Origin of the sequence: Streptomyces sp. IMTB 2501, from assembly GCF_001953885.1 — a bacterium.
Taxonomy (GTDB): domain Bacteria; phylum Actinomycetota; class Actinomycetes; order Streptomycetales; family Streptomycetaceae; genus Streptomyces.
Window position 1 is genome coordinate 125,099 of record NZ_MQUS01000022.1, and the last position, 22,867, is coordinate 147,965.

At 67.2% G+C, this 22,867-nt stretch carries 17 protein-coding genes and 4 pseudogenes; 10 read left to right on the forward strand and 11 right to left on the reverse strand.

Annotated features, from left to right (window positions below; genetic code table 11):
• Positions 1-45 precede the first annotated feature (45 nt).
• Together AV521_RS49550 and AV521_RS31650 are read right to left on the reverse strand one after the other, a co-directional pair.
• A complete protein-coding gene (locus AV521_RS49550) occupies positions 46-1,368 on the reverse strand; it encodes a hypothetical protein (RefSeq protein WP_179023519.1) in 1,323 nt (440 codons plus the stop codon).
• 143 nt (positions 1,369-1,511) lie between these two features.
• The gene (locus AV521_RS31650) at positions 1,512-2,381 is read right to left on the reverse strand and encodes a triacylglycerol lipase (protein ID WP_076093198.1); all 870 of its coding nucleotides are present in this window, start codon (positions 2,379-2,381) and stop codon (positions 1,512-1,514) included.
• A gap of 114 nt (positions 2,382-2,495) precedes the next feature.
• Here AV521_RS31650 and AV521_RS31655 point away from each other — a divergent pair, with 114 nt between their 5' ends.
• Positions 2,496-3,179 carry a TetR/AcrR family transcriptional regulator gene (locus AV521_RS31655; RefSeq protein ID WP_218639381.1) on the forward strand — a complete coding sequence of 228 codons (684 nt, stop codon included), beginning with the start codon at positions 2,496-2,498 and terminating at the stop codon, positions 3,177-3,179.
• Between the two features lie 737 nt (positions 3,180-3,916).
• On the opposite strand, the gene AV521_RS31660 is transcribed toward AV521_RS31655, so the two are convergent.
• A complete protein-coding gene (locus AV521_RS31660) occupies positions 3,917-4,882 on the reverse strand; it encodes an Lrp/AsnC family transcriptional regulator (RefSeq protein WP_076093201.1) in 966 nt (321 codons plus the stop codon).
• 115 nt (positions 4,883-4,997) lie between these two features.
• On the opposite strand from AV521_RS31660, the gene AV521_RS31665 reads away from it, so the two are divergent.
• From AV521_RS31665 to AV521_RS51300, 6 genes are all read left to right on the forward strand, one after another.
• Positions 4,998-6,434, forward strand: a complete 1,437-nt coding sequence (locus AV521_RS31665) for an FAD-dependent monooxygenase (RefSeq protein WP_076093203.1) — start codon at positions 4,998-5,000, stop codon at positions 6,432-6,434.
• 349 nt (positions 6,435-6,783) lie between these two features.
• Positions 6,784-7,572: an orotate phosphoribosyltransferase gene (locus tag AV521_RS31675; RefSeq protein WP_256725738.1), complete on the forward strand. Its 789-nt coding sequence runs from the start codon at positions 6,784-6,786 to the stop codon at positions 7,570-7,572.
• 451 nt (positions 7,573-8,023) lie between these two features.
• Positions 8,024-8,245 (forward strand): hypothetical protein, encoded by a 222-nt coding sequence (locus tag AV521_RS51290; protein WP_256725739.1) that lies wholly within the window; start codon positions 8,024-8,026, stop codon positions 8,243-8,245.
• 431 nt (positions 8,246-8,676) lie between these two features.
• Positions 8,677-9,588, forward strand: coding sequence for a phosphotransferase family protein (locus AV521_RS31690; RefSeq protein ID WP_256725740.1), 912 nt, complete (start codon positions 8,677-8,679; stop codon positions 9,586-9,588).
• Between the two features lie 499 nt (positions 9,589-10,087).
• A complete protein-coding gene (locus AV521_RS51295; protein WP_256725745.1) occupies positions 10,088-10,798 on the forward strand; it encodes a transposase in 711 nt (236 codons plus the stop codon).
• Positions 10,799-10,955: 157 nt separating this feature from the next.
• Complete coding sequence (locus AV521_RS51300; protein WP_305965198.1) at positions 10,956-11,444, forward strand: transposase; 489 nt, start codon at positions 10,956-10,958, stop codon at positions 11,442-11,444.
• A gap of 13 nt (positions 11,445-11,457) precedes the next feature.
• Here the strand turns inward: AV521_RS51300 and AV521_RS31700 are convergent, their stop codons facing one another.
• The 7 genes and pseudogenes from AV521_RS31700 to AV521_RS49555 all read right to left on the reverse strand — a co-directional run bounded on the left by AV521_RS31700 (position 11,458) and on the right by AV521_RS49555 (position 18,998).
• The gene (locus AV521_RS31700; protein ID WP_179023521.1) at positions 11,458-12,042 is read right to left on the reverse strand and encodes a GNAT family N-acetyltransferase; all 585 of its coding nucleotides are present in this window, start codon (positions 12,040-12,042) and stop codon (positions 11,458-11,460) included.
• A gap of 208 nt (positions 12,043-12,250) precedes the next feature.
• The gene (locus tag AV521_RS31705; protein WP_076093211.1) at positions 12,251-13,057 is read right to left on the reverse strand and encodes a G1 family glutamic endopeptidase; all 807 of its coding nucleotides are present in this window, start codon (positions 13,055-13,057) and stop codon (positions 12,251-12,253) included.
• 509 nt (positions 13,058-13,566) lie between these two features.
• A pseudogene (locus AV521_RS47990) lies at positions 13,567-14,371 on the reverse strand (IS5 family transposase).
• Positions 14,372-14,388: 17 nt separating this feature from the next.
• On the reverse strand, positions 14,389-16,266 hold the full coding sequence (locus AV521_RS31720) for an ABC transporter ATP-binding protein/permease (protein WP_076093213.1): 1,878 nt from the start codon (positions 16,264-16,266) through the stop codon (positions 14,389-14,391).
• A 1,214-nt stretch (positions 16,267-17,480) separates the two neighbouring features.
• Positions 17,481-17,933 (reverse strand): annotated as a pseudogene (locus AV521_RS46860) (DUF6114 domain-containing protein); the annotation flags it as partial.
• 172 nt (positions 17,934-18,105) lie between these two features.
• Positions 18,106-18,465, reverse strand: a complete 360-nt coding sequence (locus AV521_RS52845; protein WP_076093215.1) for a YceI family protein — start codon at positions 18,463-18,465, stop codon at positions 18,106-18,108.
• A 392-nt stretch (positions 18,466-18,857) separates the two neighbouring features.
• Positions 18,858-18,998 (reverse strand): hypothetical protein, encoded by a 141-nt coding sequence (locus AV521_RS49555; RefSeq protein ID WP_179023523.1) that lies wholly within the window; start codon positions 18,996-18,998, stop codon positions 18,858-18,860.
• A gap of 263 nt (positions 18,999-19,261) precedes the next feature.
• Here AV521_RS49555 and AV521_RS51305 point away from each other — a divergent pair, with 263 nt between their 5' ends.
• Positions 19,262-19,552, forward strand: a complete 291-nt coding sequence (locus AV521_RS51305) for a hypothetical protein (protein ID WP_256725741.1) — start codon at positions 19,262-19,264, stop codon at positions 19,550-19,552.
• A 21-nt stretch (positions 19,553-19,573) separates the two neighbouring features.
• Positions 19,574-20,140 (forward strand): annotated as a pseudogene (locus AV521_RS52850) (DnaB-like helicase C-terminal domain-containing protein); the annotation flags it as partial.
• A 1,443-nt stretch (positions 20,141-21,583) separates the two neighbouring features.
• On the opposite strand, the pseudogene AV521_RS52855 reads toward AV521_RS52850, so the two are convergent.
• Positions 21,584-21,691 (reverse strand): annotated as a pseudogene (locus AV521_RS52855) (IS200/IS605 family transposase); the annotation flags it as partial.
• A gap of 615 nt (positions 21,692-22,306) precedes the next feature.
• Between AV521_RS52855 and AV521_RS31740 the strand changes: the two are divergent.
• On the forward strand, positions 22,307-22,771 hold the full coding sequence (locus tag AV521_RS31740; RefSeq protein WP_076093217.1) for a peptidoglycan-binding protein: 465 nt from the start codon (positions 22,307-22,309) through the stop codon (positions 22,769-22,771).
• Positions 22,772-22,867 lie beyond the last annotated feature (96 nt).

Below are 22,867 nucleotides of genomic sequence, written 5' to 3' on the forward strand. Positions count from 1 at the left end.
ACGCCGTGCCCTCTCGGCGCGGCGCCCCCTGTGAGCGGGGTGGTGCTACTGGTTGTTCGCGGTCATGGTGCACTTCACGGTCGTGCTGTCGGCGGAGCACGCCGCGAGCATGTTCGTGTTCAGCCAGCAAAGGTCACGGTCCAGCAGTCGCTGGTTCGCGTTGAAGGCTGCGAACCCGGCCATCGAACCGCTGTTGTCGTTCCCGGAGATCGCGGACCGTCCGCAGACCTCCTTCCACGTCGGCACGAGGCCGTGGATGTTGAACAGGTGCACGGTGCCGTCCTGCTTGCTCGCAAGGGTCTGCGCACAGGCGTCCCCGCTGCTGACCGGGTTCAGGCCACCCGCGAGCGAGGGCATCCCGCCGCTGTCGTAGGTGGCGTTGAACGCGAACTCGTCGCAGTTCAGCTCCTTGTCCGTCGTGCCGTTGAGGGCGCTGGTGTCGCCGTTGGCCGCCGCCCATCCGGTGGGGCAGGTCACCGTCCGGTTGCGGCTGATGTCACCGTCGGGCAGGAAGTACAGCGGCTTGCTGTCGGCCTTGCTGCCCGGGTGGTTGGCCGGCTCGTGCTGGATCGGCCGGGCGTGCGACGAGGCCTGCGGGTACTTCGCCGCGTTGAAGGTGTGGTCGACACGTAGTTGTGGAACACGCAGCCGATCGTCGGCACCTCGTTGATGATCTTGGTGTTGTCGCATCGGATCTGGTCGGAAGCTCCGCCGTCCTCCAGGTCGCCGCCCGCGACGTCCATGGAGACCGCGGGGATCGTCTGCACCGTCTTGCCCGGGCTCTTCGGGTTGCCCTGCAGTGCGAGCGCGACGCCGAGCTTTATCACCTGCGGCTTGGTGGTGTTCGGTCCGGTCAGGTCCGGCCCCCATAGGCAGGAGGCGTCCGCAGTCACGCTGTGGTGGTCGCCTGGCACCCATGCGGCCGCGCCCGTCCAGCCGCTGACGTTCTGGACGCCGCAGTTGCCGGAGGGCGCGGCCGATCACCTCGTGCGACCAGTCCGCGGCAATGACACGGGGCAGCAGTGGCGCAAACACGGCCAAGTACGGGAGGCTCGCGTACTCGTTGCGCATCAGCTCTCGCTCGCTGCGGAACCGCCTGACCGGCTCGGGGGCGATGCGCAGGATCACTGGTCGCTCCTGCCCGGCCACCGTCAGCCGGTAGGTTTTGTTGTACATGCCCGAGCCCAGTTCGACGGCCGACACCACCTTCGCCGCGGGGCCGAACGCGCGGCGGCCGATCGCCTGGATCTCGCCAGCGGTCACCGACTGCTGGAACGCCTGCGTATCGCGCTCGATCGGTCGGAAATCCGTGCGGCTCCCTGAACGGATGACGGTGAGCCGGGCAGCGCCCGCGACGGGACTGCCCATTGTCCCGGTTGATAGGGGTCGAAAGCCCCGTTTCCCGCGTCCGCGCCCACAGGGGTCAGCGAGGCTGGAGCGGCCATCACTGCCTGCCGGTCCGCAGCCCCGATGATTGACCGGCACCCGCAGAGTCCTCGGGAGTCCTCGGGTCAGATGACCGGGCCGAGGGTGCAGCGCACCGGCACGGGATGGGCCGGGTCGAGTGCGTTGAGGATCATGGCGGCCACGTCCCCGTCGTAGGCGAGGCCGATGTGCCCGACCGGGTCGAAGGGGCAGAGGCTCTGGACGCTCTCGTTGCTGACACCGGGTTCGTTGACGTACTCGGTGCCATAGGGGGTGACCAACTCGTCGCTGGTGGAGGCGATGACGGTGTAGCCGATGCCGGGCTGGGCGATCGGCCCGGTGTTGAGCTTGGCGACCAGGGGCCCGCCGCTGGTGATCTCGGTGCAGGCGACGCAGCCGACGCTGGCCAGGATGGTGTCCACCTGGGGCCTGATGCCCAGGTCGTCCGCGATGGTGATGAGGCCGGCGAAGGTGGTGCCGTGGGTCGGCGGGGCCATGGCCACCACCTTGTCGACCTTCGCTGCATAGCCGGGCAGGAACTTGGGGATGTAGAGCGACTGGAACGCACCCTCGGAGTGCCCGACCAGGTCGAGCTTTGCCGCGCCGGTGGAGGCGAGGATCCGGTCGATGGTGCGGGCTATGTCGTGCGCGGACGTGTCGATGGCGATCAGACCGCCGACCGGGATGCCGGATACCGCCTCGCCGTATGTGGGGGCGTAGACGCAGTAGTCCGCCGCGGCCAGAGCCGGGCCCAGGGTGAGCATGTTGCCGGGCCCGTTGCCGCCCAGGCCGTGCAACAGCAGCACGGGTTCGGGGTGCGCGGCGGAGGGACGGCAGTTCCAGTCGTTGAAGCCGGCGCTCGGCGCGCTCGCGGCATGGCCGGGCGCGGCCCAGGTCGCGACCGTGAGCAGCGCCGTGGACAGGGCGAGCAGTGCTCGTTGGAACCGTCGACGCATCGGAGTCCTCCGATGGTTAGGGGTGAGTACGGCCAGTAGAGCACGGTGGCCAACTAGTAACAAGACATCTTGTTGGAAACAGTTTCAGTGCTCCCGGGGCGGTAGGCTGGGGGAGTGTCAGCGATCAGCGCATCAGGGGACCCCGCAGGGCGGCGTATCCGCGGCCTGGACGCCGAGCAGCGCCGCGACCAGAGACGCCGCCAGCTCCTTGACGCGGCGCTGGAGCTGTTCGCCGCGCAGGGCTACGCCAACACCTCGATCGAGCAGCTGTGCCAGCACGCCTATGTCGGCACCAAGGGCTTCTACGAGATCTTCGACAGCCGCGAGGCCTGCTACGTCGCACTGCTCCAGGACGTGACAGCGCGTCTGGAGACGGTCGTGACCGGACGTCTGCGGGAGGCGCCCACTGAGGCACGGCAGGGGGAGCGGCTGCTCGTGGCCGCGTTCGCTCATGCCCTGGTGGACGACCCCCGGCTAGCACTGGTGACCTTCGGTCAGGCCGGTGCGGTCTCCCCGGCGGTCGAGCGCCAGCGCCGCACCAATCGGCGCTGGGCGGCCGGCTTCGTCGAGCAGGTCTGGCAGCACTACCGGGCCCTGGGCAGCGGCCACCCGATCCGTACCGACCTGGACCCGCACCGCGTGGCGATCGGCTTGGTCGGCGGCATGTTTGACCTGGTCGCCGACTGGCTGCTCGACGCCGACCCGACTGACCAGGACCAGGTCGTCAGCCTGGTCCACGACCTGCAGGACTTCTACGAGGTGGTCCGCACGGGCGTCAGTACGCCGTCGGCCTACTGACGCCGGGGTGCGCACCGGCCGCGTGGGGCTCTCGCCCGCGGCCGGCTTGGACGCCGCGGTGCAGAAGGCGTTCACCCGCCCAGCACCCAAGAGCGCGGGCGCGCAGATGCGATACCTGGTCAAGCAGCTCAGCAGCTCAAGGGAACCAAGCCGGTCGCCCAGATGCCGCGGATCTCCCAGCGCACCGTCGAACGGTAGGTGAAGGACCAGATCAAGAAGCCCCGCCCGGACCTCGCCGCCCGCCCAGAGCTCGGGCACCCGAGCCTCCCTCGCCGATCGGTTGACTGGTCCCTGCAGACGACCACGCCGACGTGTCCTTACGAAGCGATCTCTGTTCGCTCATCCCAATGAGTGGCCGTGTCGTCGCGGGGCACTGGGCGGCCTATCAGTCGAAGCCACACGTACGGCATGAGCGCTTTCAGCCACACCCAGGCCCCTGGGCCTGCCGATCGTACGAAGGACCGGAATCAACCCGCCAACAAGGTAAGGAGCGCTTTCATAGGCCGACTTGAGCCGATGCGCGATAGGTGTCACCAAGGCAGCGTGTTGTCACGACGACCGTCGGACGGTGTACGCCGGTCTGACCGTCGGAGCCGCTGTGCAGCCAGGCGGCCGGTACAGCGCCGGAGCCGGTGACACCCACCGTGCTTCGCGCGCTGCCGGTGACAGGTAGCGCGCCGACCTGGTGACAAGCAGTGTGCTTTGCGCGATCGAGACAACAGGGGGCTGGGCGGTTGCTATGTCTGGTTCGCTGCCTGCTTGACGGTCCTGATCACGGGGGCCGTTTCGATGTGCGTGATGGCTGGGAGTGTGGCGACGCGGGTGGTCAGGTACCGGTACAGCTCCCGTTGGTTCGTGCACACCACACTGGCGTACAGGTTGGTCGGGCCGGTCGTGGCGGCGGCGAACGCGATCTCCGGATGCCCGGCCAGCGCCTGACCGGCCTCCTCCAGGTGTGCGGGGGCGACCGAGAGCCAGAGCAGGGTTCGGGCGTTCACGCCGAACATGCGCCAGTCGACGTCGATGTCGAGATAGAGCAGGCCATGTTCGCGCAGCTCCGTCATCCGGCGCCGGACCGTCGTCGGCGACCAGCCAGTCGCCGCGGCCAACTGCTCGAACCCGGCCCGGCCGTCGGTGGCGAGCAGGGCGAGGAGCTTGCGGTCGCCGTCGTCGAGCCGCACCGGTCCCGGTCGATGCGGCATCGGAGGCGGGCGCAGTCGCTCGATCGCCTCCGCGTCCAGCGACCCGAGTTTTCCGACCAGGTTGTCCGGGCCGCCGTAGAAGGCGTGCAGCACGGAGTGCGCGGTCACGCCCTCCACGCGCGGGGTGCGGGGGAGTTTGGCCAGCAGCAGTGTCTCGCTGTCCGCCTCGCTCTCGGTGCGGACCACGCAGGTGATCTCGGTGCCGCCGGAGCTGAGGCTCACCCAGGACGTGTCGGGGCGTCTGGCCAGCGCCTCGGCGACCGGGAGCGACGTGGCGGGCGCACATCGCACCCGCAGGAACCACAAGATGGCGCCCAGCGCGGTTGGGTCGACCCCGCCCAGCACTCGTACCGCCCCGGCCGACCGCAAACGGGCGTACCGGCGGGCGATGGTGCGATCCGACACGCCGAGAACCTCGGCGATGGTGCTGAACGGGGCGCGGCCGTCGATCTGCAAGGCGTGCACGAGCCGACGATCCAGCTCGTCGTAGTCGGATTCCACCGAGCCGAGGCTAGGCGGTGTCAGATATCAACGCAATCGAGCCGGTTTCTGGGTCGGGCGGCTCGGCCGACGGAGCGTTGCCTCTGTCCTGATCGACACAGACACAGGAGAGTCCATGGACACCGATGTGCTCATCGTCGGCGCCGGCCCGACCGGAATGACGCTGGCCAACGAGCTGCTGCTGGCGGGGGTGTCGACCGTGCTGGTCGACAAGCTGTCGCGGCGCAGCGACCTGTCCAAGGCAGGCGGTGTGCAGTCCCGCACACTGGAGGCGCTCGACCAACGAGGGCTGCTGGAGCCCTTGCTGGCCACCGGAGATCACCCCGTCACCCATGGCCACTTCGCCGGTGTCCCCCTCCCGCTCCACTCCAACCGGCACCGTCTGCCATGGCGGTCCGTGCCGCAGGTGGTGATCGAGGGATTCTTCGAGCAGCACCTCGCCGCGCACGGCCTCCACGCCCGCAGGGACCACGAACTGGTCGGCCTCGCCCAGGACGACAACGGGGTCATCGCGACCTTCGCCAACGGCGCCACCCTCCGCTCCCGTTACCTCGTCGCCGCCGACGGAGCCCACAGCACCGTACGGTCGCTCCTGCGGGCCGAGTTCCCCGGTCAGCCCGGTACGCTGACGATCACCGCCGCCGACGTGCGGCTGAGCGGCGTCGATCCGTCCACGTCGCACACCTGGAACGAGGACGGGCACTGGGCAGCGCTGTTCCCGCTCGGCACCGATCCACAGGGCAGGCAACTGCGCCGACTGGTCCTCGGCGGGCCGGGCCAGTCACTGCCGAGGGAGATCCCGGTCACCGAGGACGAAATCCGCCACGGCCTGAGCACCGTGTTCGGCACACGGGTGCACCTGCTCGAACTGCGCTACGCCCGCCGTATCACCAACGCGTCACGGCAGGTCGAGCAGTACCGGCACGAGCGGGTGTTCCTGGCGGGCGATGCCGCCCATGTCCACCTTCCGATCGGCGCGCAGGGCATGAACACAGGGATGCAGGACGCGCTCAACCTCGGTTGGAAGCTCGGCGCCGCCGTGCACGGCTGGGCACCAAAGAACCTGCTCGACACGTATCACGCGGAACGGCATCCGGCCGGAGCCGCCGTATTGCGCAACGTCCGGGCACAGAGCCTGCTGATGGACTGGGCCGGCACCCGCGATCCGGACGTGCTGGCCGCCCGGGAGATCTTCACAGCCATGGCCCAACTGCCGGACGTCCAGCACTATCTCGCCGACCTGACGTCCGGGATGGCCATCCGCTATCCGATGCAGGGCACCGAAACCCATCCGCTCGTCGGCAGGCCCGCACCGGACCTCGACCTCGGCCCGGCCCGGGTGCACGAACTGCTGCGGTCCGGACATGGCATCCTGCTGGACCCGGCCGACACGTTCGCCAGGGTTGCCGGCCCCTGGTCGGACCGGGTGGACCGGGTGAGCCAGGGCACCGACACCGAACCGATGCTCATCCGGCCGGACGGCTACGTGTGCTGGGCAGGCGCGGAAGACCTGGAACCGGCGCTCGACCGCTGGTTCGGCGAGCCCCGCTGAGCCCACGTTCAGGAAACCGGCCGTCGTGGAGAGGCTGGTGATCATCGGTGGGCGCCGATGGTGACAACTATCGTGCTTCGGCTCATCGCCTGTCGAATTCTCAGTGTGCAGGAATCACTCGCAGTGGACCCGTTCAATCACCGGTAGTGAAATGCGACGTGACGGGACCCGATGCGCGACCGCAGTGCCGGTCCTTGACCCGGTCCCCGTTGATACGGTGCGAAAACAGTCCTCGACTTGGAAGAACGCAGGCACGGGGGCGTCGTGCAGGTCGAGGCGTCTCTCCCAGCGGACGGCCAGGGGCTTGAAGTGGGGCAGGAGCGAGGTCTGCTCCACGACGTAGCGAAGCTTGCTGGGAACCAAGTCCAAGGGCTTCGCGGGTGATCCGGTGTTGCCCGACATGCTGCTTGAGCACATCGGCGTCACTGCCGTGGTGGACGTAAGAGAACGAGAACACCCCTGCGGCCGCAGGCCGCAGGGGTGTTCGGTGTTCATCACGGTGTCGGCTTCGTGTTCACGCTGTCGGCAAGAACAGTGGGGCCTTGGGACTTGGCTCCGTGCAGGGAGCCGGTGTGCGGGCTGCCCGGGACTGCTGGAAGACAGGACGCCTGTGACACATTCTGACCTTGCTCGCCGTATCCATGCTGCCTCTCATCTGACCGGGCATTTCACGCTCCGGTCTGGACGTAGTGCCACGGAGTACTTCGACAAGTACCGGTTCGAAGGCGATCCCGTCCTGCTGGACGAGATTGCCCAGCGGATGGCTCTGCTGGTGCCGTCCGGCACGGAGGTGCTGGCCGGGCTGGAGATGGGCGGCATTCCGGTGGTGACCGCGCTCGGCCGACACACGGGTCTGCCCTGTGCGTTCGTGCGCAAGCAGGCCAAGCCGTATGGCACCTGCCGTCTCGCCGAAGGCGCCGACGTTGAGGGTCGTCGTGTGCTGGTCGTTGAGGATGTGGTCACCAGCGGTGGACAGATCGTGCTGTCGGCCGCGGACTTGCGTGGCCTGGGGGCTCACGTGCATGAGGCTCTGTGCGTGATCGACCGTGAGCAAGGCGGTGCTGATGCCCTCGCGGCCGAGGGCATAAGGCTGTTGTCGTTGCTGATGGCAGCGGATCTGCGAGCCGCTGCCGCCTGACCGGCGGGAACTGAGGGTCGCTCTGTCGCGTGCGCCTCGGTGATGGCAACGCGGGTGGAGGACTCGTCGGCGATGCCCTTCTCCTCGGTGAAGGCGGCGATGAGGGACTGCCAGGCGTTCTTGTTGACCGAACGGGGCGGACCGCGGCTGGTGAGATGGATCAGCTCGACGGCGTCGTCCGAGAACAGCGTGTCCTGCCGTCCGGCGATCGTCAGACGGTGCTTGATACAGCTGGCCGTCTCCTCCTTCGTCATCGTGGGCACCTGATAGCTGAACGCGATCCGCTGGTCCAGCGCCGCCAAGACGCCGTGCTTCATCCGCTTCCGCAGGGTGGGCTGGCCGATCAGCAACACCGCGAACGGCGTTGTGGAGTCCATCTGGTAGTTGGTCAGCATGCGGATCGCGTCCGCGCCGGGCGATCGCCCGGCACCTGGGCTGAGGACTCAACACCGTGCTGCGCTACGCACGTGCCGGCACCTGGCAAGAAACGCTCCGGGAGAACCGGCCGCGGTGCAGTCGCCTGGCTGCCCCCTACAAGCCCTATCTGGAGCGTCGGTTCGCCGAGGGACACTCGAACGTCACTCGCCTGCAACGCGAACTGTTGGCCGAGAACGCCCCCGCCACCTATCAGATGGTCCGCGCCTACATCGCCGCTCTGCATGCCGCACACTGAGCGAGGACGAGCGCGCCGCGCTGAAAGAGGTTCTGGCCCGCGACTTCGGAGAGATCCTCGCCCTCCGCCGCGGCTCTACGCTCCCCACGTGGATCGATGCCGTTGACGCCAGCCAGCTGCCCGGCCTCACCTACTTCGCTCTCCACCTGCTTCGAGACCTCGACGCGGTGACCGCTGGCCTCACCCTGCACTGGAGCACCGGCGGCACAGGAGGTGCCGTGAACCGCATCAAGAAGATCAAAAGGCAGCTTTACGGACGCGCGGGATTCGAACTACTCCGCAAGATGATCCTGCTTCAGTAATCGATCGTGACGGCTCGCCGCATTCAATCGCCTCCACGAAGGGTTTTGCGCAAGCCGCCGTCCGAATGGTGAGGTGGCACGGTGACCAACCATGTTGAGGAGGTTCTCCGACCGCGGACCCTGGCTTGGGTGAGCCAGCACCTGAAGGTTGGCGAACGGGTCGTCAAAACCGAGACGTTGCGCGGCGGCATCACTGCCGAAATGCGGAGGCTGACCGTCGGCACGCGGGACGGAGGCACCCGTGGCCTGGTCCTGCGAAGCTTCGTCGACTCTCGCTACCTGGAGCACGCCGCGGACCGGCTGAGCCGGGAGGCCGACGCTCTCACCCTGCTCACGGGGACCGGTGTGCCGGCTCCTGGACTGGTCGCGGTTGATCCGACCGCAGCGCACTGCGAGTATCCATCGCTCCTGATGACCTGTCTGGCGGGCCGGACGGTCCTCGACAATGAGGGATTGGAGAAGCGCGTTCCCCTGCTGGCCAGGCAACTCGTGACGATCCACGCGGTACGTCCCGTTGAGCCGCTCCGGGAGTATGTGGCGTTGACAACCGCTGACACCGTCGTGGTTCCGAGGGATGCCGACGCGACAGTATGGGCCGCGGCGATGGACGTGATCCGCAGGCCTGCGCCGTCCTATGAAGGGCGATTCCTGCACCGGGACTTCCAGCCCGGCAACGTGCTGCTCGACGAGCGGCCCTCACAGTCGGCCGGTGCCCGGATTACCGGCGTCGTCGACTGGGCAGCGGCTTCCTGGGGCCCGGCGGATCTCGATGTGGCGCACTGCTCGACCAATCTCGCGCTGCTGCACGGCCCGGCGTGGGGTCTGCAGTTCGCCGAGGCGTACAAGGAGGCCGGCGGGGTGCTGGCCGCGGCCGCGAGCGAGCGGCTGTATTGGCAGGTGCGGGACGCGCTGGCGTGCTCAGAAGAAGTGCAGCAAGTGGCGCAGCCGTGGCGGGAGGCAGGGAGAGTGGAGCTGACGACGCGTGTCGTGGAGGAACGGCTAGACGCCTATGTCACCGCCTTGATGGACGCAGTGGGCTGAGCCAAAGCAGCCCGGGGCTCAGGCCCGGCAGCGAGCACCGAGCCCAGCTGGCGTGTCTGGCAGCGGAGCCGATCGCATTCTCTCATTGGGACGCCCCGAATCAAACGGTATGTCACCTTCCGTGACTGGTCCCCAAGGTCTGTGCCAGAGCCCAAAAGTCACTGATATTGATCTTGATACTCGCCACAGAACGACTCCCGCAGAAAGGCTCTGGTCCACTTCGTGTGGGCGTGTACGCAGGGTGACTGTTGATCTTCGTGCGATGGCGTTTGCGTTCGCCCGAAAATCGCCCGGCTGGATGGTGGTGTGGTCGACAGTCCTGCGCCGTGAACGAAGTGTTGCCGGACGCGGTCGTCCGGGTCGGGGCCCGTACGACCGCAGGACGGGCGGCCTGTCTTGGGTGTGGATGCTGGTCGGGGCGAATACACGGCTCCTACCTGCGGTTCCCTCGTGATCTGCCGACAGCGGGCAAGTTCGTCGTTGTGTCGTTGCGGGTGCGGTGCTTCGTCTGCGAGGAAGAATCCTGCGAGCGCAAGGCCTTAGCCGAGCAAGTACCCGGTCTTACCCGCAGGTTCGGGCGACGGACCGAGCGGCTGCGGTCGACGCTGGTGTCGGTCGGTCTCGCGCTCGCGGGCCGGGCCGGCGCCCGGATGACGGCCGCCGTCAAGGTTCCGGTCGGCCGGAACACCCTGCTGAGGCTGACTGCCTCGCTTCCGGATCCCGTCGTCACCACGCCCCGGGTGGTCGGTGCGGACGAGTACGCCCAGCGCAAGGGCCGTGTCTACGGAACCGTGCTCGTCGACGTCGAGACACGTCGCCCGGTCGACCTTCTTCCCGACGGGAGGCGGACACGCTCGCGGCCTGGTTCGCCGAGCGGCCCGGCATCGAGATCGTCTGCCGTGACCGGGCTCCCTCCTTCGCCGAGGGCGCCACCCGCGGAGCCCCGCAGGCTCTCCAGGTCGCTGATCGGTGGCATCTCTGGCACAACCTGGGCGAAGCCGCCGAGAAGTGCGTCTACCGGCACCGCGGCTGCTTACGCCCACGCCGGAGCAGCCGGAGGAACCCCACGAGGAGCCGGAGCCGACTGCGTCATCGCGCTGGCCGACAGGGCACCGGTTCGCCGAGCGCACCCGCGCCAAGCACGCCACCATCCACGCTCTCCTCGCCGCCGGTCACAGCAAGCGGTCCGTCGCCCGGCAACTCGGGATGACCCTCAACACGATCCTGCGCTTCTCCCGCGCCACCACCCCGGAGGAGATGTTCACCGGCAGCGGCAAAACCCTGCGACCAACCTCGATGCCTACAAGCCCTACCTCGATCAGCGCTGGCAGGAAGGCTGCACCAACGCCTGGAAACCATGGGGGGAGATCAAGGCAGGGCTATCCCCGCGGCTACGCCGGCGTCCGCGACTACGTCAGCGGGAACCTTCGCGGCAAGCCCCAGCCGGTCGACCCCGCCCGCCGTCGGCCCGCGCCGTCACGCGCTGGCTCCTCACCCACCCCGATGCCCTGCCCGAAGCCGACCGGCTCCAGCTCAAAGCCGTCCTGGCCAACTGCCCTGAACTGGCGGCACTCTCCGAGCACGTGCGTTCCTTCGGTCACATGGTCGCCCACCTCCGGGGCGACCAGCTGCCGACCTGGATCGAAGCCGCCACCTCCACTACCAACCTGCCCAGCCTCCGGCACTTCGCCCAGCACCTCGAACGCGACCTCGACGCCGTCACCGCCGGCCTTACACTGCCCTGGAACTCCGGCGTCGTCGAAGGCCACGTCAACCGGATCAAGATGCTCAAGCGCCAGATGTTCGGCCGCGCCGGCTTTGCTCTCCTGCGGAAACGGGTCCTCCTCGCTCCGTGACGGCAGCGCACGATCAGACAGTGGCTTTGGCCGTAACCCGAGTGAGCAGCTTGTCGCGCAGAGAGGGCCACTCGTCCGCGAGCACGCTGTAGTACAGCGAATCACGGCGCGTGCCGTCCTGGCGCACCATGTGGCTGCGCAGCCTCCCTTCATAGACGAGACCCAGCCGTGTCAGGGCCTGCTGGGACCGCACGTTGAGGTTGTCGGTGCGCAAGGCAATTCGGGCAAGGCCCAGATCGTCAAAGGCGTACCCGAAAAGCAGCAGCTTCGACTCGGCGTTATAAGGGCCGCCCCAGCAAGAACGATCGAACCAGGTCGCACCAATCTCCGCTCGGCCCTCAGCCAGGTCGAGCTCATACAGACTGGTCGAACCGATCACCGCCTCGTCCGTCAGACGCTGGACCGCGAAGCACCGCCGGGCTCGGTCCGTCAGCATCTGGCTGATCATCGCCTGCATCTCTTCGAGAGAGCCGGGCCGAGGCCGGGGCATCCACTGCCAGACCTCGGGATCCGACGCAGAGGGAAAGAGCGCTTCGGCGTGGTCGACGGACAGTGGGATGAGACGGACGGCGCGGCCGAGGAGGGAGTCATTGCTCACCACTGCACCGTAGCTTCGAGCCCACTGCCTCACGACCGAGATGGAGATCATATTGCCGCCGTCACGCACAGCGACCGCGCCACACGAAGTGGACCAGAGCCCTCAGAAACCGACTACTGTTCGATGAACACCCCAAACGCCGCCTGAAACACACAAGATCGAGCGGGCAGGGGCGAACCAGCGTCCGATGAGCGGATAGGGGCCGATGTCAGCTGGAGCTCTCCCAGGTGACAGCGAAGTCCCCGCCGGAGATGGCGCCTGGCTTCGCCATCACATCACCGCTGCCGTGGTTCTGCATGGTGAGTGGGGTCGGCGACAGGCTCCCGAAGGTGGTGCCGTTGGCCTGGGAGTCGGAGAAGTCCACCGAGCCGAAGTCGGGCAGGCTGGCTATGCTGCCGTTCGCGGTGGTGGCTTCCGCGATGACCTCGGCGGAGCTGTCCTGGTAGCCGGCGGACCCGGCGTGAGTGGTGGTCCTCGTCCAGCCCTGGGTGCTGTCCGAGAGCGTCATGGTGAAGGTGCCGTCGCCGTTGTCCTTGACGGAGGCGGTGAGGTGGTCGCCGGGGGCGACGGTGACCGAGTACGGGCTCTCGGCGGCAGGAATTACCTCCCACCAGGCGCCGTAGTGTGCCTTTCCACCGATGCAGTCGGCTTCGGTTCCGGTTTGTTCCAGTGCTTTGTTCTGGTATCCGTCCAGGCCGACCCAGTAGGACGAGTAGGAGTCGTGGGAGTCGCACTTGACCGCGGGCTGAATCCATGAAGAGGCCACGGACTTGTAGGTGCCGGAGGAGCCGGTGGCTACATAACCGGACCAGTTACCCGAGGTGGCGTTGGTCTTCGTGGGGTCGCTGAGCCCTTGCAGGTCGTGGCTCTGCCGGCTCGCGGCGGTGCCGTTTATCCGGGCCTCCAGCACTCTGTGGGTGGTGGGGGCGGCGGCCAGGGCGGCGGGGGTTGTGAGGGCCGTGACGGCTATGGTCGCGGCGACAGTGAGCAGGCAGGCGGAAGCTCTCTGGGGCATGGTAGGGGGACTCCCTTGATCGTGGGGTTGCCGGTCCGACGGCACAGGGCCGCCCGGCACCGGGTGACGCCGCCACGAGCGGGCCCGCTCTCCTCAGACGGTGCACGCAAGCGTGCTCAACGGGTCATGGCCACGGCAAGACGTTGAGCTGCGTTTAGCCTTATTTGACAAATCCGTTGTCGATCACTGGATGAGCGAAGCGTTGAGCTGGGGATCTAGGGCCCGTGATCCGGTTCGTGTCAACCTGCAGTGTTCTGCCTCGTTGAGCCACGCAGGATCTCTCTCCTGAACAGGCAGTGGAATTGGGGGAGTTGGCAACGTGCCGTCATGCGCCGTCCGATGTGGCGCTTCGGGCCCGCATCGTGTTGCGGGCCGGGGGACGCCGTCGCAAGGACGTCGCCGAACTGGGCGGTACTTGGAGGAGGGCGTCGCGGGCCTGGTCGACTGCGAGGCCGTACAGCAGCCACTGCGCCGTGGCCGTGTGTGAGTTCTCATTCTTAGAAGTGATCTCATTTGGCGAGCCTGCGGTAGCAGATGAGGGTGCCGGCGATGCTGGTGAAGGCGAGGAAGTGCTCGGCTTTGCGCTTGTAGCGGCGGTGCAGTCGGCGGCATCCGGCAAGCCGGGACATCGTGCGTTCGACGGTCCAACGGTGCCGGCCCAGGCGTGTCGATGACTGGATGCCCTTACGTGCGATGCGATGTCGGATGCCCCGACTGCGTAACCATCGCCGCAGGTAGTCGCAGTCGTATCCCTTGTCCGCGTGGAGCTTTCCCGGCCTGCGTCGTCGGCGACCGCGTCGGGAGCGGATCGGCGGTATGCCCCTCACCAACGGGATCAGGGCCTGGCTGTCGTGCAGGTTCGCTCCCGAGATCCCGACGGACAGGGGCAGACCGGTCCGCTCGGTGACCAAGTGGATCTTCGAGCCGTACTTGCCCCTGTCGCCCATTAGGATTCGGGCCTGTCATGTCCCCCTTTTCAGAGCCCGCATGTTCACCGAGTCGATCGCGCAGCGGGACCGGTCCAGCTCACCGCGGGCGCCGAGTTCGTCCAGGACCAGGCGGTGCAGCTTGGCCCAGACCCTGGCCTTGGTCCACTCGGCGAATCGCCGGTGAGCCGTCGCTCCCGACGGCCCGAACGATGCAGACGGCAGCTGCTGCCACGTGCAGCCCGACGTGGCCACGAACACGATCGCAGCGAGCACTTCGCGGTCACCGTGCCCGACGCCGGCCGCCTCCCTGAGGCCGGGTAGGCGCGTCCGGTGCCACCCGGTGAAACAGCTCCCACAACTCGTCCGGCACCAGCCGCTCAACGATTCCCACCCGCCAGCAGGCTACCCAATACGCCAAATGAGATGACCTCTTAGCGCTGGCGGTTCGTACTGGCGCAGGAGTTGGATCGTGAGCACATAGCAGCCCGTTGCTATACCGAAGAGTATGCCGGTGTCAGTCAGCCAATGGCTGAGCGTGTGATGCCATAGGGGATCGGTAGCCGAAGGGGCCGACTTGTCCATCGGTCCGAGGAGTTGTCCGAGATCAAGTGTCACACCTTCCGATGCGATAGCCCAGCGCGACGGCGCCAGCCAAGCCACTTGTTCGACGCCAGGGTTGTTGAAGAGGCGGAAGGTGATGCCTGAGAACAGGTACTGGAAGACAGAGAACAAAACCAACAACGGCATGGTGCTTTCGGTGGTCCTCGCCAGTGACGAGATGACTAGACCGCACATCATCGAGGTGAATCCGAGCGCTGTGATAGCGAAGGTCATCTCGAGGACGGGGGTGTCCTTCACCACTACCCCATCGTTCGGCAATGGGCGTGGTAAGAGACCAAGCAGGCAGAGAATGATTCCTTGGAGGCTGGTGACCAGCCCCAAAACAGTGATCTTCGATATGAGGTAGGCGGATCTGGAGAGACCTGCGGCCCGTTCCCGCTCATAGATCAGCCGTTCCTTGACCAGTTCACGGACGGAGTTCGCAGCCCCCATGAAGCAGGTGCTGACGGCGAGGGACCCAAGGATCGTGCCGGCGTCGAGGTTCGGCATGCCGCCAGGTGCCCTGCGAAGGCCGAAGTCTGCAGGTATGACGGTGCAGGCCAAGCCCAGGACAGTGGGGAGGAATGCCAGCAGGCCGACGAACCTTCGGTCAGAGGCCATCACAGCCAGTTGGCGACGGATCAGCCCGGACAGCTGGGCCGTCCAACGAGGCGGTTTCGGTATGAGGACGGCCTCAGGGAGCATGGGCGCCGCCTGCTTCGAGGCGTCCGCAGAAGCCACCTGCTGCTGGTGCCTACGCCACCTGTGGGACCAGTCGCGGTCGCGGTGCTTCTCGAAGGCAGAGAAGACGTCGGCCCATCTAGTATGCCCGAAGTATTCGAGTGCCTTGGCCGGCGGGCCAAAGTAGGTCAGGGACCCCCCAGGTCCCAAGACCAATACCTGGTCGCACAGCTCTAATTCCCCGACTGAGTGTGTGACCACCAGCACGGTCCGGCCGTCGTCTGCGAGCCCCCTCAGCAACTGCATGACATCGCGGTCCATGCCCGGATCCAGGCCGGAGGTCGGTTCGTCCAGGAACATGAGCGAGGGCTTGGTCAAGAGTTCCAGAGCGACCGAGACGCGCTTGCGCTGACCTCCGGAGAGCGCGGAGATACGTTGGTCGCTGTGAAGACCGAGTCCCAGCTCAGCCAGTACCTCTTCAACTCGACGGTCGCGCTCCGTCGGCCCTGTGTCACGGGGGAAACGCAGTCTGGCGGCATGACGGAGCGCGGACCGCACCGTGAGCTGCGGGTGGAGAATGTCATGTTGAGGAACGATGCCGATATGCAGACGCAGTTCGGCGAATCGCTCACGGAGATTCCAGGTTTCGAAGAGTACTTCGCCTTGGACGTCCCGCTGGAGGCCCGTCAGGGCGCGCAGTAGGGTTGATTTTCCAGAGCCAGACGGACCGACCACCGCGACCAGGGCTTTCGAAGGCACCGTGAAGCTCACCTTGTTCAGCAGGGTTCGGTTGCCCTTGCCGTGCTTGACTCGGACGGTCAGCTGACGGACGGTCAACGACGGCTGCTCCAGGCTCCGGCCCCACTTGGTGCCGTCGGCCGCTGTGGCATCGGTGGCCCCGGGTAGCGGGACGGCGATGGCCGAGCCGTTCCCTCCGGCCTCGACGAGGAAGTCGGGAGCCTGGCTTGAGCGGCGATGACGACCGTTCCTCGAGAACATGCGAGGACCTTTCGTGACGCGGTTCATGGTGGGGCGGTGACGCCACTGCCTATGACCTCGGGCACAACAGCGGCTTGAGAACAGCATCAGGAAGTCTGGTAGCTGTGCAGACCGGGCACCCGCAGGGTGCCGCCGAACTGAGCCGCCTGGGTCACCTTCACCTTGGTGAAGTAGATCACCGGGATGTTCAGCGGTGGTGGGCTGCTCGGGCTGAATGTCACCGGGATCAGGCCGAACAGGTTGCCGGAGATGCTCTCGGTGTAGAGGGTCGTGGCACCGTTGCGGATCGTGGACGTCGAACCGGCGGCCGCCTGTACGTGGTAGGTCTTGCCGGACAGGTGGTCCTTCACGATTTGGTGCAGGTTGCCGATGTCGATACCACCGGATACGACGAACTTGAGCGCCTTCTTCGTCGTCCCGCTGGCCGTCTTCACGTCGACGATGCCCTGGTAGTCCGCACCCTTCAGCAGCAGCGAGCTCGCTTGCAGGTACCAAGGGGCCTGCGCCACGGGCACCTTGTTGCCGACGCCGCTTGCCGCGCTCGTCGCCGTGGGGCAGTTGGCTACGGACGGGTTAGGCGAGGACGTGGCTGTGTTGGCGGCGCTCTTGACGGCCCTTCTTGCATCCTGGGCGGACTTGGACACTGTGTCCATCACGGCTTTGGAGGTGTCTTTGACGGTCTTGGTCGTGTCCTTGATCTCGCCTGACACGCCGGAGGTAGTGGCGGACGGCGTCGTCGTGGACAACGAGCCGGAGCTGGAGCTGCCGCCGCCGAGGATCCTTCTGATCGCATCGCTGATGGTGTCCAGCAGGCCGCCGCCGTGGCTCGCGGACGTCGACGGGGTGGACGTCGAGCTGCTCCCGGACGACGAAGACGACGACGTGGCCGACGGCTCGGGCGTGGCCGCCTTGTCCGCGGACCGGGCGGCGCGGTCCGATGGGGACGGCGAGGCCGAGACACCGGCCCGCTTCAGGGCCGCCACACAGTTCTTGTATTCGTCGGCCGTGAGGCTCTTCGACGACGGAGACGACGAGTTGCTGTCGGCGGAGGCCAGCGAGGGCATGAAGCTCATCCCCATGATGACGGCAGTCGGCATAGCCACCAGGGCTGTAGTCTTGCCGGCAGACATCTGGAACCTGTTGAACAGAGGCTTTCTGCGGGCCGCATGGCGTGGCCTGGATTTCACACGGGACTCGTCCCTGTCAATGGGTGCGGCCTCGAGGGCACCGCCCTCGCCCGGTCCGGCCTTGGCCGGCGGCTCCGGCTGCGGTGGCGCGTCCGGCGCCCAGGCCACGGCCATCGCTCCGCCGATGAGGGCGAGGAGGAAGCCCATGACGAAGCCGCCGAAGTTGGACACGGGGAGGGACACCAGCGCCAGCAGGATGGCGGCGACGCCCGCGAAGGTCCGTACGTGCTTCTGGAACCAGAGGCTGATGCCCAGAACGACGAGCAGCACCCCGATGATCAGGGAGCCGGCCCCGGCCGTAGTCGCCATCGCCAGCGTCAGATGACCGAGCTGGAGGTGGAAGTACGGGAAGTACATGATCGGAAGACCGCTGAGCAGGACGTACAGACCGGACCAGAACGGACGGGTGCCCCGCCAGGCGCGGAACTGCAGCCTCCGGCGGGTGAACTGGCCGGATGCGGCAGGAGTCTCAGCGCTCATGGAAAACAGCTCCCTGGTGCGGCGTTGCTGTGGTGATGATGTGTTCGGCACGTGAAGACGTGGCCGGAGTGTGGACGGGTGGGGGCGCCACCGGCTCTCTCGCTCATCCTCCAGTTCGAGCATGACGGTGTTGCTGATCTGCGCACGCCCTCCGGGCAGAGGCACCTCGCTGTCACCCTGAAGTGGGAGCGGCTGATCCGGGAATAGGCCCGGAATCCCGCCCGGGTACGGCCTGTTGGTCCGTATCCACACCGAGGAGGAAGAGGTCGAAGCGGACCGAGCACGTCTGGCCCCGGAGGGTCAGGTGCCCCTCGATGGTGTGCCGACCGTCCTTTGTGCGGATTCGAGAGGACTGGAACGATGCCGTGGGGTGAGAGCCGCAGTCGAGGAAGTCAGCGTCACGGATGTGCCTGTCTCGCTCGTCGTTGCGGGTGTCGACTGAGGTGGTGTGGATCTCTGCCCGCACGCTGGACTGTGCGGGCTCGTTCCCAACGGTGAGGGTTCCGGAGGGTAGTGTGCAGCTGCCTCGCATTGGATCATGAGGTGACGCACGGTGAAGCCGACCTGGGCGTGGACGAGGTCGATCTACCCACGCCGGTGAACTGGTCAAAGTCGACGGGGGCGGCGAGCATGATGATCTCCATCGGTATCTGGGTCGAGGTGCGTTGCAACAGTCGTGGTTATGTACGTCGTTGATGACGGCGAATGTTCAGATCTCCGCGAGGCATCTGTGCGGAAGCGAAGTCGGTGCCCGGAAGGAGGAGAGGCTCCCCCCCCGCCTGCCCGCTTCATTGCCGACCGGGAGCGGGGCTTTTTCGACAGCTGACGGATGCAATCGGACCAGGGGGATGGCCGGGATGGCTTTGTCAAGTCGCTGCTGCGGAGGGTGGGCTGAGGCGTGTCAGCGCTGCTGATTGTGTCTGGTTAGGCGGTCGCTGTCGTGAGGGTGACGCCGGTGATCTGCTTCCAGACGGCGTGGCGTTCGTTCATCTCTTCTCGGTAGTCGGGGCCGCCCCGGCCCGCCTCACCCGAGACCTGGTCCGCCAGCTCAAGGCCCTCGGCCACGACGTCACCCTCACACCTGTGGTCGGCCAGCCGGGGTCCAGCAATGGGCCCCGGCTACCCGACCGCAGCGACCGCCGTCAGCGGAGACGGAACGCACCGCCTGGGCCGTCAACCCACACTGAAACACCTCACAAATGAGTGACGCATGAGAAAATCCGTGTGATCTAGCCTTGGTAAATGAGTGAAGAGTGATACGGGGGTGGTGCGTTGACAGTCCGGGAGGGTGAGTGAGTCAGAGTCGGGAGCTGTCGGCTGAGGCCGCGATGAACGCGACCGAAGCCCGTACGGAGCTCTTCGCCCTGGTGAAGAGTGCCGACAATGACGGGGTTACGACGCTGATCCACAAGCGGGAGGACCGTGCTCTGCTGGCACCGCTGGACCGGTTTCCGGCAGCCCGGAAGGTCGACGCGTTTCCTTCTCATGCGCTCAGTGCGGCACAGAAGGACTTCGGTGACCTGGTCTCGCGGGCGGCTCAGGGCCAACCGCAGGTGCTCCGGCGGAGCCGCACGCCGGTCACGGTACTGTTGCCCGCCGACGCCGCCTCCGGTTCCTAATCATCTGATCCGGCCGCGGCCATGGGCGCGGCATCCGCAGGAGGTGCGGTGAACAGCCAGGGCACTCAGGACTGCGGCAGCGCGCCGCGCAGGCTCGCCTCGCTGGGTGACGCCATCGGTGCCGTGCTCGCCTCCGGCCCGACCGGCGGCCCCACGTTCGGGCTGCCCGGGCTGGACGCGGCGACAGGTGGTCTGCAGTCCGGCCGGCTGACGCTGGTGGCTGCCGCCCCTAATGTGGGCGGAAGTCTGCTGGGGCTGGCTGCCGCGCGGCAGACTGCGCTCGTCGACAACCACAAGGTGCTGTACGCGGCGTCGGGGCCGAATCAGGCCGACATCATGCGCCGGATCATCTCTGCGGAGACCGGGGGCGATTACCCGCGTCTGAAGCAGGGCCGCCTCAATCCGCACGAGCAGCAGGTCGCTCAGCAGTTGGTCCAGGCGCCGCTGCTGATCGACGACGGCAGTGATCTGACCGCTGAGGCGATCGCGGAGACCGCCCCGTACGTCCAGGACCTGGCCCTGGTGGTCGTGGACCGCCTGCAGACCACCGACAACGCCCGGCTTCCCCTGTCGGGTACCCGGCTCCCGAGCGCCTCCCAGGTCCTGGCCTCCCTCGCGCGCACCTTGCACGTGCCGGTGCTCGCCGTCGTGGACAGCGCCGATCCCACTCTCCTGGGTCTCCTGGACGCCGACGTGCTGGTGACGCTCGCCCCGACCGGGGACCCTGCCAAGGTCCAGGTGACGGTCGCGGAGCGGGACTTCGGCGCGATCGGTTCGGCATACCTGCGGCCCGATCTGGTGCACGCCCGCTTCCTCGACGCCGGAGTCGCCCTGGTCGGCCGGACAGGCGGCGAAGGACCCGCGCCGTCACTGGGCAGCGCGGTGGAGCGGGAGATGGCCGAAGCTGCGCTCCCGTACACATCCGGTGCTCAGCAGGGGCTGCCCGCCTCCGTCACCCACGTGTTGGCGGCACTGCGCACCGCACTGACCAACGGCGACCCGGAAGCCCTTGCGGATCTCGGGCCATCCCTCGACGAGGCGGCTGCGGTACCGCGGCAGCTGCCGGACACCCCTGAAGGACGCCGCCTCGCCGCCGCGTTGCAGGCGTACAGCACCGCCGCGTCCGCCGGCGCCACCGAGCAGCCCATCGTTGCCGCGGTCCAAACGACCGCTGACAGCGCGCAAGTCCCCGACGCCGTCGACGTAGAAGACGAAGGGGACGGCTTGGTAGCGGGGGATGAGGAGGACGAGCCCGAGGGCCACGTCTTCCCTGCCCTGAAGGTCCTCAAGGACGCGGTCGCCCGGTCGAAGATGCACCCGATCCCGGTCATCCGCACCGAGGAACGAGACAGTGGCCCGTGGCCGCTGATCAGTGAGCATATGGACAGCGAACCGCGCTGGGTCCACCCGGATGTCACCAGCACGCGCGTGCCGTACATCCGGGAGAACGGCAAGCGTGTCCGGCGCGACCAGCTGGACGTGCCCGCGTCCTTCGGCGCGGGCGTGTTGTGCCTGATCGACCGCAACGGCAGCTACCCGTCCGCGTGTTCGGCCGTTCCCCTCGCCCCGAACAAGCTGCTGCACACCGGCCCCCTCGACGCGTTCGACAAAGCCCGGGCCGGCATCTACCTCATCGACATCCCGGAGTGGACCCGCACCGACATGCCGCACCCCCTGGGGCGGATCATCGAGCGGCCCGACGACCAAGGCCGCGTGTGGGTCACCACCCCCCACCTCAAGCAGCTCGACAAGCTCGTCCGCGAGGGACACCTCGGCGCCGCGCCGGCCATCCACGACTCCTGGACCGGTAAGGCCAACGAGTCGCTCTTCAAGCCTTTCTATGAGGCCACCCGGAAGGCTCGGACCGAGCTCGTCCAGGCCGGCGGTGAGCCGTACAAGGCGTACAAGACCCGGCTGTCCATCGCGCTGCGCCTGCTGTGGCCCAAGCGCAAGGAACAGCGGTCCCCGTTCTGGCGGCCCGACTGGCGCATGAGCATGGTCGCCCAGGCCTCCGTACGGCACTGGAGCGTCGCCTGGCGCGCCGTCCAGGAACTGACGGACGATGCTGAGCGGTGCACCGCCGCACGATCCGGCGAAGTAGGAGCGGGACCAGAAGACGGAGCCCANNCCGTCTCGAAGCTGCCGCACACTTCCCGCATGATCTCCTCGCATGGCTTCAGCATTGCTGGGGAAGTACGCATGCCGTGCTTCGACAAGCCGGCGCGTGGAACCCCGTAAGGGGCGCGTGCCGTGTGCTACGCGGCACGCCCGGCGACACTCGCGCAAAGCTAGAGCCTGTGCGCCGGATCGCGTAACGGGCCTGGGAGCGGACCGTCTTGGCGCCTGAGGGCATGCCGCGCAGCACGCCGGGTCAGTGTGGAGCCTCGGCGCCACCACCGCGACGGACACGCTCCAGCGCGTCCCGATGGAGAGTGTTCAACCCACCGGGCGGGACAGGAGCGGGACTGCTGGTGAGGGGCACCCGCACAGCCCCGAGGGTCGGCAAGAACCGCACGAGGCATCCAGCCCAGCGTCCTGACGGAACGCTACGAGCGGCCAACCTGACCGCGCTCCGCTACGGCCAATACAAGTCGGGAACCTCAGTATGGTTATCGGTCAGGTTCTTGGTTGGCTGGATTAACGGGCAACCCTCTGCACGGTGCTCGACCCGCCTTCAGCAATGCTGGTAGATCGATCCCTGCCTGTATGCGGTCAACCTCGGGCAACCGCCCCATCGGAAGAAGGGGAACATTCATGCTCAGACGCGCAAAGGCCGCTGTCGCCCTCACGGCTGCCGGCCTGGTCCTCGGCCTGACCGGCACCCTCACCGGTGCAACCACAGCCACCGCCGCATCCGCCCATCAGGTACCCACCCAGACCGTCACCATCCAGGCCGTCAACAACCTCGGCCTCACCACCACCGAAGCCCAGAGCGTACAGTGCTACGTCCGCGACGCCCGATTCAACCCTGGCACGATCGACGGCCAGCTCGGCTCCAACAGCTGGGCGGCCTGGCAGCGTTTCCTCAACGACCGCGGATTCAACGCCGGAACCGTCGACGGCGAGGTCGGCCCCAACACCATCCGCGGCCTCCAGCGCTTCCTCAACGCCCTCGGCTACGACACTGGCGGTGTCGACGGCGTCGCCGGAACCAAAACCAAGGCCGCCTGGAAGGCGTTCTCCCACCTCGGCGACGGCACCGACGGAAGCTGGTGCTGACCACGCTGGGAATACGGCCGGGACATGGCCGCTGGCGCCTCGGTGACCGGGACCCGCGGCACCGCGCGCAAGGCCATCGCCCGGCCCTGCTTCCCG